The organism is Pedobacter sp. ASV28, assembly GCF_016428855.1.
Taxonomy (GTDB): domain Bacteria; phylum Bacteroidota; class Bacteroidia; order Sphingobacteriales; family Sphingobacteriaceae; genus Pedobacter.
In genome coordinates this window covers 1-14,830 of sequence record NZ_JAELTN010000094.1, presented here as the reverse complement: position 1 = coordinate 14,830, position 14,830 = coordinate 1, and the positions used below count along the sequence as shown (strand labels likewise).

General features: G+C 39.0%; 13 protein-coding genes. 7 read left to right on the top strand and 6 right to left on the bottom strand.

Features of this window, described 5'->3' with window-relative positions; genetic code table 11:
- Window positions 1-83: 83 nt before the first annotated feature.
- Genes JHD79_RS21370 through JHD79_RS21350 form a run of 5 tightly spaced genes read right to left on the bottom strand, consistent with a single transcriptional unit; the run spans window position 84 to window position 3,162 of the window.
- A complete protein-coding gene (locus tag JHD79_RS21370) occupies window positions 84-527 on the bottom strand; it encodes a YitT family protein (protein WP_199121395.1) in 444 nt (147 codons plus the stop codon).
- The gene (gene truB, locus JHD79_RS21365) at window positions 527-1,252 is read right to left on the bottom strand and encodes a tRNA pseudouridine(55) synthase TruB (protein WP_199121394.1); all 726 of its coding nucleotides are present in this window, start codon (window positions 1,250-1,252) and stop codon (window positions 527-529) included. The genes JHD79_RS21370 and truB overlap by 1 nt, the downstream gene beginning before the upstream one ends.
- A complete protein-coding gene (locus JHD79_RS21360; RefSeq protein ID WP_199121393.1) occupies window positions 1,252-2,052 on the bottom strand; it encodes an undecaprenyl-diphosphate phosphatase in 801 nt (266 codons plus the stop codon). The genes truB and JHD79_RS21360 overlap by 1 nt, the downstream gene beginning before the upstream one ends.
- 4 nt (window positions 2,053-2,056) lie before the next feature.
- Entirely contained in the window at window positions 2,057-2,284 is a 228-nt protein-coding gene (locus JHD79_RS21355; protein ID WP_199121392.1) for a DUF3098 domain-containing protein, read from the bottom strand.
- Window positions 2,284-3,162, bottom strand: a complete 879-nt coding sequence (locus JHD79_RS21350) for an ABC transporter permease (RefSeq protein ID WP_199121391.1) — start codon at window positions 3,160-3,162, stop codon at window positions 2,284-2,286. The genes JHD79_RS21355 and JHD79_RS21350 overlap by 1 nt, the downstream gene beginning before the upstream one ends.
- A gap of 234 nt (window positions 3,163-3,396) precedes the next feature.
- On the opposite strand from JHD79_RS21350, the gene JHD79_RS21345 reads away from it, so the two are divergent.
- A complete protein-coding gene (locus JHD79_RS21345; RefSeq protein WP_199121390.1) occupies window positions 3,397-3,819 on the top strand; it encodes a hypothetical protein in 423 nt (140 codons plus the stop codon).
- A gap of 130 nt (window positions 3,820-3,949) precedes the next feature.
- Complete coding sequence (locus JHD79_RS21340) at window positions 3,950-6,976, top strand: leucine--tRNA ligase (protein WP_199121389.1); 3,027 nt, start codon at window positions 3,950-3,952, stop codon at window positions 6,974-6,976.
- Between the two features lie 87 nt (window positions 6,977-7,063).
- Here JHD79_RS21340 and JHD79_RS21335 read toward each other — a convergent pair whose 3' ends face one another.
- Window positions 7,064-8,632 carry a hypothetical protein gene (locus JHD79_RS21335; protein WP_199121388.1) on the bottom strand — a complete coding sequence of 523 codons (1,569 nt, stop codon included), beginning with the start codon at window positions 8,630-8,632 and terminating at the stop codon, window positions 7,064-7,066.
- Window positions 8,633-8,855: 223 nt separating this feature from the next.
- Here JHD79_RS21335 and JHD79_RS21330 point away from each other — a divergent pair, with 223 nt between their 5' ends.
- The 5 genes from JHD79_RS21330 to fabG all read left to right on the top strand — a co-directional run bounded on the left by JHD79_RS21330 (window position 8,856) and on the right by fabG (window position 14,731).
- The gene (locus JHD79_RS21330; RefSeq protein WP_199121387.1) at window positions 8,856-11,267 is read left to right on the top strand and encodes a TonB-dependent receptor domain-containing protein; all 2,412 of its coding nucleotides are present in this window, start codon (window positions 8,856-8,858) and stop codon (window positions 11,265-11,267) included.
- Between the two features lie 258 nt (window positions 11,268-11,525).
- Window positions 11,526-12,401 (top strand): carbon-nitrogen hydrolase, encoded by an 876-nt coding sequence (locus tag JHD79_RS21325; RefSeq protein ID WP_199121386.1) that lies wholly within the window; start codon window positions 11,526-11,528, stop codon window positions 12,399-12,401.
- Window positions 12,402-12,569: 168 nt separating this feature from the next.
- Window positions 12,570-12,806 carry a four helix bundle protein gene (locus JHD79_RS21320; RefSeq protein WP_233164820.1) on the top strand — a complete coding sequence of 79 codons (237 nt, stop codon included), beginning with the start codon at window positions 12,570-12,572 and terminating at the stop codon, window positions 12,804-12,806.
- Complete coding sequence (locus JHD79_RS21315; RefSeq protein WP_199121385.1) at window positions 12,807-13,883, top strand: agmatine/peptidylarginine deiminase; 1,077 nt, start codon at window positions 12,807-12,809, stop codon at window positions 13,881-13,883.
- 104 nt (window positions 13,884-13,987) lie between these two features.
- Window positions 13,988-14,731: a 3-oxoacyl-[acyl-carrier-protein] reductase gene (gene fabG / locus JHD79_RS21310; protein WP_199121384.1), complete on the top strand. Its 744-nt coding sequence runs from the start codon at window positions 13,988-13,990 to the stop codon at window positions 14,729-14,731.
- The last annotated feature ends 99 nt before the right edge of the window (window positions 14,732-14,830 follow it).

The window sequence follows — 14,830 nt, the reverse complement described above, 5'->3', positions numbered from 1 at the left end:
AGACTAATTTGTTCATCCCGAATAAGCCAAGGTCAATTTTAGTAGAACGAAGAGGATTAGCCAGGGGCCTGAGACATGCAAAATTAACCCGTACCCATCTTAATTATCCTTCGAACTTTTCCGTCTATTACACAACCTCCCCGCATGGCCAAGCCTATGCCGCCACCTAGAAAGAAGCCCCCAAAAAAGGCTACGAGCACTTTTTCATGTGTAATAGGCTGGAAAGGTATAAATATAAGGGCTAATGAAAGTGCTGTGATGGCTATTGCCGTTTTTAGTGCAAATGTTTTTCCAATCTGTTTATAGCCCAATATGATAAATGGAATGTTAATCACAATGATCAAATAAGAGAGATTCCATTTGGTGAGCGTACTGATCAGTAGGGAAATACCGGTAACACCACCATCTATAAAATCTTCGGGCATAAGAAAACTTTTCAGCCCAAAACATGCAGAAATTACACCCATGCACATGAAAACTACTTCTTTAATTAAACGTAGCCCTTCAGTTCTTTTTGCTGTTTGCATTATAAATGAGTTGGAGTATTTGCTTTAACCTCTTCTTTTTTATGACGAAGATAAGCAACTAAATCCGTGAGCTCAAAAGCATTGTCCAATAAAAAGTTGCCACTTCTTGTTCTGGTTAATTTAGAGAGATAGGCTCCATTGTTCAGCGCCTTGCCAAAATCTGATACAAGTGAACGAATGTAGGTGCCTTTGCTACATACAATCCTAAAATCAACTTCAGGCAATGCAATACGTGTAATTTCAAATGTACTAACTGTAACAAAGCGCTTCTTCAGTTCTACCTCTTCGCCTAATCTTGCTTTTACATATAAACGTTCACCGTTTACTTTTACGGCAGAATGGGCAGGAGGATATTGGGAAATGTCACCTGTGAAGGGATCGGTAGCGGCATAAATTTGCGCTTCGGTGATTTTGGAAATGTCAAAACTGGCATCGATCTCCGTTTCCATATCAAAAGAAGGAGTGCTAGCACCTAATACCATAGTGCCCGTATATTCTTTTTCTTCAGCCTGGTAGGTGTCGATCTGCTTGGTGAGCTTGCCCGTACAGATAATAAGAAGACCTGTAGCCAAGGGGTCTAAAGTGCCTGCATGGCCAACTTTCAACTTCTGTGGCTTTAGGGAGTTTCTGATCTTGCCCACCACATCAAATGAGGTCCATTTGTAAGGTTTGTTGATGAGCAGGAGCTCTCCTTCTGCAAAATTGAAATCAGGAAATTCAATCATTAAAGCTGTATAAGTCCCTGATAATACAAGGCTAAAAATAATAAACCAAAAACAATTCTGTACCAGCCAAATAGCCTAAAGCCATATTTTTGTACATAGCCAATAAAGAATTTTATAGCCAATAAAGCAACTATAAAGGCAATTAAATTACCTGCACCAAGTAGCATCAGGTTATGTTTGTCTTTTAAGATCTCCGGTGTTTCTTTATAAGCTTTAAATAGCTTTAAGCCTGTAGCCCCTACCATTGTAGGTACCGCTAAAAAGAAAGAAAACTCTGCTGCAACAGATCTGGTTAGTTTTTGTTGCATTCCTCCAATGATACTTGCAGCACTTCTACTGGTGCCGGGAATCATAGCCAAACATTGCCAGCATCCAATCAGAAAAGCGCTCTTGTTGGATATTTCGGGTTCTGTTTGTATCGTTGGTTTATTAAAGAAGCGGTCAATAAAAAGAAGTACGATACCGCCCACAACCAACATCACTGCTACAGTAACCGGACTTTCGAGCAAACTGTCGATCTTCTTTTGTAGCAACATGCCTAGAACTGCTGCAGGAATACAGGCAATAACCAGTTTAAGGTAAAATTTCCAATGGTTTAAAGGGAAAAACTTTTTCCGGTAAAAAACGACTACTGAAAGGATAGCGCCAAGTTGTACAGCAATTTCAAAAAGTTTCACGAAAGGATCTTTGTCAATTCCCATTATGGAAGAGGCAATAATCATATGTCCGGTTGAAGAAACCGGTAAAAATTCCGTTATTCCTTCTATAATAGAAAGGATAAGGGTTTGTAGAAAATCCATGAACTTATTTTTTTAAGATGGCATAAACACCAAAACTGAAGCCCAATAGCACCACCATAGGGGCAATCAAAGTTCTTCTGGTATCATAGATATCACCATCAGCACCCATCATCAATATAAAGCCAAGTACTACTATACCAATACTGATCAATAGTAATTGATAGTTTTTTTTGGTAAAAACAAGTTCGTTTTTTTGTTCCTGAGTTGCAGGAGAAGATTTTTTATCTGCCATTATCTATATAAATCATAAATTTTTAAACGTAGGTATCTGCTTACCGCAAATAAAGTGCTAGCCGAAGTAATGAAAATACCAACCACTACCATGCTGATGAATACAATACCAAATTCGGTAAAGTTTCTTAAAATTAAAATTTCAGGTATTTCTTTTTGAGCGTAGTATAACAATCCTAAAAGAATGATAATGGCTATAAAAGAGGCAATAAGGCCATGTAGGGCAGCTACCAGTACGAAAGGTTTTCTAATAAAGTTCTTGGTGGCCCCTACCAATTGCATGCTTTTGATGAGGAAACGCTGGGAGAAAATGGCTAAACGAATGGTGTTGTTGATGAGGGCAATGGCAATGACCAAAAGGATTGCCGCAAAACCCAGTACGATCAAACCAATGGTACTGATATTCTTGTTCACCATATCAATTAATGAACTTTGATAGACAACTTCCTTAACAATCGGATTTTTTTCTATATCCTTTCTTAAGGCATCGATGTTTTGGTTGTTGGCATAATCTGCCTTAAGGTAAACGTCAATGGTAGACAAAAGAGGATTATAGCCTAAAAAATTCACAAAATCCTCTCCCAAATCTTTGGTAAGATTATGTTGTGCAACTTCTTTGTTTACATATTGGGTCTGCTTAATGGCCACATTGTTGTTAAGCTCTTTTTGGAAAGCCAGGATTTCGGTTTCTTTTGCACCTTCATCCACAATAATATTGAGTACAATATTTTCCTTAACGTAATTAGATAAATTTTTGGCATGTACCAAGATTAAACCCAGCATACCCAACATTAACAAGACTAAGGCAATGCTAAAAATGGTAGAAACATATACCGTTTTGGTTTTTTTCGAGGCTTGACTTACTTCAAATTCTTCCATATATACATTTTTGTTTCTGCGAAAATAAGGAAAGATAAGTTAAAACTTAAATTAAATGGCCTTTTGTTTACCTAAACATAGGTCTTTACCATACTAAAATATAAAAAAATTAGCTTAAGGGTTTTACTTTAACACTATTTAACTACGTTATAATTTAATAACTGGCATATGAATTGTTGTTTTTGGAAAGCTAATGCTATCGCTCTGGTAAGCGCACATTAAATTTATTTAGATATGAAAAGACAATTCGTATGCCTGGGAGCGGTTTTGGCCATTATGATCGCCTTTACGGCATGTAAGAAGCAAAGCGAAGAAACAAAGCCGCTCAGTGCAAAAATTTTGGGAAAATGGACAGTTGAAAAAATTCAGGTGGCAACTGTACAGGAAACTGGAAGGACCACTACAACTACTAATTATCAATCATCAGATTATATGGATTTTAAAAACAATACCAATAATGATGTAGAATTAAAACTCGCAAGCAATACGATACTGGGTACATTTACCACCACCATAGGCGATGCGCTGTTTTTGAGGTTTGCCGCCAAAGGCCTGGACTGTAAAGTGGATCAGATAAGCGAAAATAAGTTTCAGTTTACAGGTACGGTAGTTGGGTCTAATCCGAAAGTTACCGAAACATACTATCTCTATCGATAGTACAACTTTAAATATATAGGATAAATAAGTGCACACCGTTGGTTAAAGACGGTGTTTTTTTATTTGCAGCTCGCTACCAAAACAGGCTTAATTTCCTTACTTTTGCAAACTATTTAGAAACAGCGCATTAATGGATTATCAATTTAAAGAGATAGAGAGAAAGTGGCAAAAGTACTGGGCAGATCACCAATCTTTTAAAGCCGACACCAATTCTGGCAAACCCAAATATTATGTTTTAGATATGTTCCCCTATCCATCTGGAGCAGGGTTGCATGTGGGACATCCGCTTGGCTATATTGCTTCGGATATCTTTTCAAGATATAAACGGCTAAAAGGATTTAATGTATTGCATCCCATGGGTTATGATTCGTTTGGTCTACCGGCAGAACAATATGCTATCCAAACAGGTCAACATCCTGCAGTCACTACAGAAGCTAATATTGCTACTTATCGCCGCCAGTTGGATCAAATAGGTTTCTCTTTTGACTGGAGCCGTGAAGTACGTACCAGTGATCCGTCTTATTATAAATGGACACAGTGGATATTCATGCAGTTGTTCAATTCCTGGTACAACCTGGAGAGTGATAAGGCTGAAGATATTACCACTTTGATAGAAAAATTTAATGCCTCAGGCAGTGCCGATGTAAAAGCGGTATGTGATGAAGATGTAAGGACGTTTCTGCCTAGCGATTGGGCTAATTTTACGGCCGAAGAAAAGCAGGAAGAACTGTTGAAGTATCGTTTGACCTATCTTAAGGAAAGTACGGTAAACTGGTGTCCGGCTTTGGGAACGGTTTTGGCCAATGACGAAGTAAAAGATGGTTTTTCTGAACGTGGTGGATATCCGGTAGAGCAAAAGAAAATGATGCAGTGGAGCATGCGTATTACTGCTTATGCAGAACGCTTATTGCAGGGATTAGACACCATTGATTGGCCAGAACCTATTAAGGAAATGCAGCGTAACTGGATTGGTAAAAGTGTTGGCGCATCGGTAAAGTTTAAAGTTGAAAACTTAATGTCGAACAATGGAACTTTGGACATTGGACAGGCATCGGACTTATATATAGAAGTATTTACCACACGTGTGGATACTATTTTTGGCGTTTCTTATTTGGTGTTGGCACCTGAACATGAATGGGTAGGTGCATTGACCACACCAGAACAGAAACAAAGTGTAGAAGATTATATTGCACAAACCAAAAAGAAATCGGAACTAGACCGCATGGCGGATACGAAAACGGTTTCTGGGGCTTTTACTGGTACTTACGTCATTAACCCGGTAAGTGGCGAACGGGTACCATTATGGATTGCAGATTATGTGCTTGCTGGTTATGGTACGGGTGCAGTAATGGGCGTACCAAGCGGCGATCAACGCGATTGGCTGTTTGCTACACACTTTAACCTGCCTATTGTACAGATCTTGGACAGCCAAAAAGATATTGATGTTCAGGCAGATCCTACCAAGGAGGGGAAATACATTAACTCTGGCTTTATCAATGGCATGGCTTATAAAGAAGCTGTAGCCTTTTTAAACCATTGGTTAGAAGAGCAGGGGGTTGGAAAGGCAAAGGTCAACTACCGCCAGCGTGATGCTATTTTTGGTCGTCAACGTTATTGGGGCGAACCTATTCCGGTTTATTTTAAAGAGGGGCTACCTTATTTATTGCAAGAAGAAGAGCTGCCTTTAGTGCTGCCGGAAATTGATAAATATTTACCTACCGAAACCGGAGAGCCGCCATTGGGCAGGGCTGATGGTTGGAAATATGATGGTACCTACGAATATGAGCTTTCTACCATGCCAGGTTGGGCCGGCAGTAGCTGGTATTGGTATCGTTATATGGATGCACAGAACAATGATGCTTTTGCAGACAAAAAAGCTATTGATTATTGGAAGGATGTAGACTTGTACATTGGGGGCTCTGAACATGCTACGGGTCACTTGTTGTATAGCCGTTTTTGGAACAAATTCCTGAAAGATTTGGGTTATGTGCAGGAAGAAGAACCTTTCAAGAAACTGATTAACCAGGGGATGATCCAGGGCAGAAGTAATTTTGTGTATCGTTTTGGCAATTATAGTTCTGCAAGTTCTATCGACTCTGATGCCCATTCGGTATTGAGGAATACATTTGTCTCGTTCTCTTTGGTTGAGAAAATTCAAAAGTTTTTTAAGAAAGAAGAACATCTAAAATCCATCAGATTTGGCGAAGATGTGATGTTTTTTGGGGGGAGATTGATTTTGACAGATGATGAAAAGCAGTTGCTGGATTTATTCAAAATTGAATTATTTTCAATTTTGGGAGAGAAGATTAATAGTATAACTCTTTATAAAGATACTTTTATCGCTCTACATGTTGATGTCAATATTGTAGAGAATGACATTTTAGATTTAGAAGCATTCAAGAAATTTAGACCAGAATTTACAGATGCTGAATTCATTTTAGAAAATGGAAAATACGTTTGCGGCGTTGAAGTAGAAAAGATGTCGAAATCTAAATTCAACGTTGTGAACCCAGATGTGCTGATTGAACAATACGGTGCCGATACCTTGCGTATGTATGAAATGTTCTTAGGCCCATTAGAGCAGAGCAAGCCTTGGAACACCAATGGTATTGAAGGGGTGTTTAAATTCTTGCGCAAATTTTGGCGCCTATTTCACAATGAAGCTTGGGAGTTCCATGTAAGTGACGATATTCCGACCAAGGCCGAATTGAAAGCCCTGCATAAAATCATTAAAAAGGTACAGGATGATATCGAACGTTTTTCTTTCAATACTTCGGTTTCCAGCTTTATGATTGCCGTGAACGAATTGACAGATCTAAAATGTAAAAACCGTCAGGTACTGGAAGACCTGGTTGTGGTATTGGCACCTTATGCACCACATATTTGCGAAGAGCTATGGTCGTTGTTGGGGCATGAAGATCTATCGACAGCAAAATATCCAACATTTAATCCTGCTTATTTGATTGAAGATGAGTTTGCCTATCCCATTTCCATCAATGGGAAAATGAGGATGAACCTTAACCTCAGCTTGACTTTGGAAGAGGCACAGGTAAAAGAGGCGGTATTGGCAAATGAACAGGTTCAGGGCTATTTAGAAGGCAAGGAACCTAAAAAAATCATCTTCGTAAAAGGGAAGATTGTAAATATTGTAGTTTAGGCTAATTTATGACTTACGAAGTTTCTAGAATGGCAAAGCCTTCAACTTCGTAAGTCTATGTTGATGTTTATTTTTAGATCATTAGCATTAAAGCTTCTCTATAAATATTGGTGTTTCTGTAACGGAGATCTCCAGTTTTCCCTGTAGGGTAGCTACGGTTGTGCTGCTCATCTTTTCCTTGTCCTGTTGTAGCGTGTGTATGATCGCCTGTTTAGATTTTCCTAGATCTAGGGTATATTTTCCCGTTCGGCCTACCTGATCTGGAATGGTAAGTACATAGATTTCTTTATCTTTTAACTTATATAGGTCGACTAAAGGATCGCTATTTAGGGTTTGGTCATAACTGTAGTCTCCCAATAAAGATTTAGCTTGCTGCATGTAATACCAAGAAGGTCGTGGGCTATAGTCTGCATTTACAAAGCCAGATGAGCTAAATTGTACATTGCTATTGAGGTTTACATCATCCAACATATAAAATACCGACTTATTTATTCGATGTCTGGCATAAAGTAGGGCCGTACGTAGGTTCCAATCGGCTTGGGTAATGAAAGAAGACTTGTTGCCAATGGGAATGGCCCTTTGAATGCTTCCTGTGGCCACATCATAGCCAGTTTCGGTCACCCAAACCTCCATGTTCTTGGTTTGTGCTTTAGACATTTTTAAAAAATCATCTGCAATTCTCCCAATTGAAGACAATTCAGGCGCTACGCCTACCGTGGCCTTACTGGTTTTGGTATGATCAGTGTCGTTTGGGTAAATGTGGTAGTTAATCACATCAAAACACAGGTCGATGGAGCCATCTGCCCTGAGACCCCTGTTTTTTCTGCACCATTCTATCATCCTTGCCACATAACTGGGATCGGGAATGGATAGGCCTGCCATTACTACTTTCATAGAAGGGTCTGCAGTTTTTACGCCAACATTGTTGCCCAGCTTTCCTTTGTGACCATCATAAAAAGCCGAAAGGTTAGCGGCGTATTCTTCTGCGCTTTGCTCGGCTTTCGGACCCTTCCACCATTTATCTCTTTCATTATCACATTCTATATATTTGATCATGCCAAGTCCAATTTTTATGACATTTGCCTCGTCTCCGGGCCATCGGGAGTTGGTATTCAAGCTAATAAGAGACTGGTCAATGTTGGTGTTTGAACCATACCGTGCTGCAAACTGGAACCCTGCCTTAGCCTGTAGGATATAAGAGGCTGGATCACTTCTGTTGGAACCATAGGGAGCTGGAACATTTTCATAGTCTCTTTCTCCTTCGGGGTAGGTGTTCATTAACCAAGGAGGGATGGTCTTTAAGCACACTAAAATATCAACGTTTTCTTTTTTGGTCCTCTCATACATGCTGTCATAGTGCCAACTGCCGGAATGGGAAGGGTTAAAGGTGAATTTTCCCTCGGTGAGCTCTATTTTTTCCCAGTCAAGATAGTGACGTATTCCGCCAAAGCCCTTTACAAGGTGCATTTTCCGCTCGCTGATTACCTGCTGAAGATTGGGTTCTACAAAATCCCACTCAAAGAGATTAATACCCAAATAGTTTTTAAAGGGAATGGATGGAGGTGCGGTATGGGTAGCTTTGGGAAGATCATTATTATTTGGTTTTTTACAATAGAGCGCTGTAAGTAGGATTAAGAATACCAAAATATACTTCATATGCTTACAAAGCTAAATGACCTAGTTTAATAAAACTATAAAAATGTAAAGATTGTTTGAAGTGGATCGAAAATCGAGACATAAGAAATACAATAACCATTCGCCGTTTAAAAAATACCATTCACCGAAGTTTTCGTTCAGGTCATAAAAAAATGCTTTATCTATTTTGTAACAAAATCTACCTTTGGTGTACTAATACAAAACAAGAATAAAAATTATTTCGATGAAAAGACTTTTACTTATTTGTGCCGGTTTAATGATGATGATGAGTGCAAAAGCGCAATTCCCTGGCATGGGAGGAGGCAGTGCTGCACCAAAAATTACAGGACGTATTTCGGCTACAATTTTAGATTCGTTAACCAAGCAACCTATTGAGTATGCTACTGTATCCTTGGTGAAAATCAAAGATAATAAAGCCGTAAATGGCGGAGTTACCGATGCAAAAGGCAAAATCACCTTGCAGAATGTGGCGCCAGATGAATATAAATTCATTGTAGGTTTTATTGGCTATAAAGCAAAAAACATAGTGGTGAAAACTACGCCTGAAAAACCTGATCATAATGCAGGTACACTTTATTTGGGAGGGAGTGCTAATACCTTAAATGAGGTAACTATAGAGGGTAAGAAAAACATAATTGAGAATAAAATAGACCGTATGGTTTATAATGCAGAAGCCGATGCCACCAATGCTGGGGGCGATGCCACAGATGTGATGCGTAAAGTGCCCATGTTATCGGTCGATATCAATGGAAACGTACAATTGCGTGGTAGTGCAGTAAGGGTGCTGATTAATGGAAAACCTTCTGGTACCATGGCCAATAGCGTAGCAGATGCTTTAAAGATGATCCCTGCAGATCAAATTAAAAATGTAGAGGTAATTACCAATCCATCTGCCAAATATGATGCAGAGGGTTCTGGAGGTATTATCAATATCATTACCAAAAAAAGCAATGCAGAAGGAGTAAGTGGTTCGGTAAATGCTTCGGCAGGTACACGCCAAAATACAGGGAATTTTAATGTTACCGCAAAAACTGGACGTTTTAGTGCTAATACTGCTTTTGGGGGAATGTTAGCTTACCCGCAAGAATCAAGAGTGGTGTTTTATAATAAATTGCCTTTCAGCGAAGTTTTACAGGATGGTGTTTCAGATTGGAAACGTGAAATGTATAATGGTAGTTTAGGTTTGGACTACGATTTCAACGCCTATAATAATGTCAGTACCAATGCAAAGTATAACAGGTTTTATAATGGTGGACCAGGTAGCTCTGCCATTACTACTAATAGCGCATCTTCTGGAACAATTGTTAGCAAAACAGACATGACCAACAGTAACTTGGACTGGAACTTAGATTATAGACGAACCAGTAAAAAACAAGGCGAGGAGTTTTCTGTATCAGGTCAGCTGACCCAAGGTAGAAATACTAACGACTTCATTAATGATTACCGTACCCAGACAGGTGTGCCAATTAGCTACACTGCAAGCGATAACGTTGGTAAGAACAGGGAATATACCGTTCAAACAGATTATGTTTATCCATTTTCTAAATCAGTAATTTTTGAAGTGGGCGGAAAGGCTATCTTAAGAAATATAAAAAGTGAATTTACCCAGAATTCAGCCCAAAATTTTGACTATGATCAGAACGTAGGTGCAGGTTATTCTACCATTGCTTTTGATTTGACCAAGAAAATCAAGTTTAAGGGAGGGGTACGTGGAGAGTATACGGCCATCAACTTTACCGATGTAAATGGTAATCCGGTAAAGAACGATTACTTCAATTTATTTCCAAATGCAATACTTTCACAGACGATTAACGGAAAAACCACCATTAAATTAGCTTATAATAAAAGGGTGCAACGTCCAAGCTTAGCTTACTTAAACCCTTTCCGAAACGAGTCTAACTTGATCAATATTTTTCAAGGTAACCCAAATTTAAATCCAGAATTAAGCCATAATGTAGAATTGGGTTATTCAACCTTTATTAAGGGCTCTATGATCAATGCATCGATATTCTATAGGAATACCAAAAATGTAATAGAGAGCATTATCAAGGAAGATGGTTCTGGTAAAACATTAACTACATTTGGTAACGTAGGTACCACACAAAGCTATGGAGCTAACTTGTTTGCTTCTTATAACCCAACGCCAAAATGGACTTTAATGAGTAATATAGGTGTAAATACTTATGAAGTTAACAAGATAGAGGGTAGTTTAGCAGGAATGAATGAAGGTACTTATCTTAACTATAACATCTTCTTACGTTCGGCAACTGCGTTTAAGGGTGGCTGGAACCTAGAGTTGTATGGGGTGGTTAATTCACCTCGTTATACCTACCAAAGTAAAACAGACCCAATGTTCTTTTATGGTGGTGCGGTGAAAAAAGATATCCTTAATAAACAGGGATCTATTGGCTTAAATGTATTAAATCCATTTCACAGAGATTTGCATATTAAAACCATTACACAATCTTCAGATACTTATCAAACCCAGAATATTTACTATCCACTACGTTCATTTGGCCTCAACTTTAGCTATAAATTTGGTAAGCTGAAGTTCACGGAGAAAAAGAAAATCAAGAATGACGATATCAAGCAAGAGCAACAGCAAGGTGGACAAATGGGCGGTTTAGGAAAATAAAACACACTCAATGATAACTCAAAAGTCTTGGCAGTTTGTCGGGACTTTTTGTTTTTGCATAGGGGATAAGATTGAGCCTAAACAGCATTATGAACTATTATGCTGTGCATATTGTGATAGGGCTATGCTTTAGTCTTTCAGCCTTTTTCTGTAGCTTTGCGGAGAATTTTGAATGACTAATATTTTGGAGGGTCAAACGTTGGCATATGTTCACTTTGATTGTTCAGGCATGTCAATCAGTCAATTATTTTAAAAGATATGAGCAAAGTAAAAGTAGGCTTGGTACAGATGAGCTGTACTAATCATAAACAAGAAAATTTAGATAAGGCCATTGTTAAAGTACGGGAAGCTGCAGCTGGAGGGGCACAAATTGTCTGTCTGCAGGAATTGTTTACTTCGTTATACTTTTGCGATGTAGAAGACTATGATAATTTTGATCTGGCCGAAGCTATTCCAGGTCCATCTACGGATGCCTTACAGGTAGTGGCCAAAGAATTAGGGGTGGTTATTATCGCTTCATTGTTCGAAAAACGTGCCGAAGGATTATACCATAATACTACAGCGGTATTGGACGCCGATGGCTCTTATCTAGGGAAGTATCGCAAAATGCATATTCCCGATGATCCGGCTTACTATGAAAAGTTTTATTTTACCCCTGGCGATTTGGGTTATAAGGTTTTTCAAACCAAGTTTGCCAAAATTGGAATCTTGATCTGCTGGGACCAATGGTATCCGGAAGCTTCACGTATTACGGCATTAATGGGCGCAGATATTATGTTCTATCCTACTGCTATTGGTTGGGCTACAGATCAAGACGAAGAGACCAACAAAGATCAGTATAATGCTTGGCAAACCATTCAGCGTTCTCATGCGGTAGCTAATGGCGTGCCTGTAGTAAGTGTAAACCGTGTAGGCTTTGAACAGGAAGGAAGAATGAAATTCTGGGGAGGTAGTTTTGCTACCAACGCCCAGGGAAAACTGTTGTACCTTGCATCGCACGATGAGGAAGAGACCACCGTAGTTGAAATAGACTTAAAGGAATCAGATTTCTTCCGTAAACATTGGCCATTCTTAAGGGACAGAAGGATAGATTCTTACCAGCCTATTACCAAAAGGTATTTAGACGGGGATTAGTTTTTGGTCGGAAGACCGATGACCGAAGAATTGTAGGTTTTACTTAACATTTAACTATGTCTTTTAAATTTGAAAAATTACGCGTTTGGCAGAAGTCGATAGAATTAGCAGATAGATAAGTTAACAAAAACTTTTCCAAAAGAAGAAGTTTACGTCTTAATTTCGCAAATGAAAAGAGCTGCAGATTCTATTTCTCTTAATATAGCCGAGGGCAGTACTGGTCAAAGTAATTCCGAATTCAAGAGGTTTTTAAATTATGCGCTAAGAAGCGATATCGAAGTGGTTAACTGCCTTCATTTGGCTATAAGAAGAGGTTACATTTCCAAGGAAATTTTTGATAAATATTATTCTAATTGTGAGGAAATTTTGGCGTTGATTTCTGCACTGATAAAAACACTTAAATAAATGAGCGGTATAACTTCCGACATCGGACTTCCGACATCAGACTTTTTTAATTCTCCGAAAAGAAAAGGTTACACTTTCCCGGCCGAATGGGCTAGGCATGAAGCCACATGGTTGAGCTGGCCACATAAAGAGGCTTCCTGGCCAGGAAAAATAGAAACGATCTACGAGCCCTATTGCCAATTTATTAAGGTGGTGGCCAGTGGAGAAAAAGTACGTATCAACGTAAAAGACGAAGCCATGAAGGCCGCAGCTATTTCCGAATTGGAAAAGGTAGAAGCTGATTTGAGCCAGATTGAATTTTATTTTAATGAAACCAACGATGCCTGGTGCCGTGATCATGGACCTGCTTTTTTGGTAAAGGGAAATGAGAAGGCTGTGGTTGACTGGGGCTATAATGCCTGGGGGAACAAATATCCCCCTTATGATTTGGATGATGTGATCCCAACAAAAATTGCCCAACACTTTAAATTACCTCTTTTTACACCAGATATTGTGATGGAAGGAGGTTCGGTAGAGTTTAATGGGGCAGGTACAATTTTAACCAGTGAGGCTTGTTTGCTGAACGAAAACAGAAATCCTCATCTCTCCAAGGAACAAATTGAAACCTACTTAAAGGAATTTTATGGTGCTGAGCAGGTTTTGTGGGTGGGCGATGGTATTGTAGGGGATGATACAGATGGTCATATTGACGATATCACTCGTTTTGTAAATGAGGATACCGTATTAACGGCAATAGAAAGTAATCCATTAGACGAGAATTATTTACTGTTACAGGAAAATCTGGAGCGTTTAAAGGCTATGACCTTATTGGATGGTAGAAAGCTTAATATTATTCAATTGCCTATGCCTTCGCCGGTAATTCATGAAGATACCCGTTTGCCCGCGTCTTATGCCAATTTCTATATTGCAAATGCTGCGGTAATCGTACCCACTTTTAGGGATGTGAATGATAAAATTGCCTTGGATATCATTCAAAAAGTGTTTCCAGATCGAGAAGTGGTAGGCATTGATTCTACCGATATCATATGGGGGTTGGGGAGCTTTCATTGTTTAAGTCAACAAGAACCGATGGTGTAGCATTTTCGGTTTTAGATACAGCTAAAACAATTCGTCAATTAAGCAATTAAACAGTTAACCAATTAATGTTAACTTTACAACGTTAAAACATTACAAATTTCATAATGAAATTACTACAAGGAAAAACAGCATTGGTGACAGGTGCATCAAAAGGAATAGGCAGAAAAATAGCCGAAGAATTTGCAAAACAAGGAGCTAATGTGGCTTTTACCTACCTTTCTTCGGTAGAAAAAGGCCAAGGATTAGCGCAGGAGCTTCAAGCTTTTGGAACAACAGTAAAAGGATATCGTTCAGATGCTTCTAAGTTTGATGAAGCTGAAAAACTGATCAATGATATAGTAGCTGATTTTGGAACGATTGATATCGTGGTAAATAATGCAGGAATTACCAAAGATGGTTTATTGATGCGAATGAGCGAAGAAAACTGGGATGACGTAATCAATGTAAACTTAAAATCGGTCTTTAACGTTACCAAGGCGGCTTCTAAGGTGATGATGAAAAACCGTAAAGGCGTTTTCATTAATATGAGTTCGGTGGTTGGGGTACAAGGTAATGCAGGGCAGGCTAATTATGCCGCTTCTAAAGCTGGTATTATTGGTTTTACCAAATCGGTGGCTAAAGAGTTGGGTTCTCGTAACATTCGTGCCAATGTAGTTGCGCCAGGCTTTATCAAAACTGAAATGACCGAAGTGCTAGACCCTACAGTTGTAGCGGGTTGGGAAAAGGATATTCCATTAAAAAGGGCAGGAGAAACAGAAGACATTGCAAATGTATGCGTTTTCTTGGCATCAGATATGAGTGCCTATGTAACCGGACAAACACTTTCTGTTTGCGGAGGCATGCTTTAATAGTACTTTTAAGCTGGGAATTAGAGGGCTGTAATGTTTTGATTTAAGCATTACAGCCTCTGTCTCTTATACACATCTCCGAGCCCACGAGACCTGCGT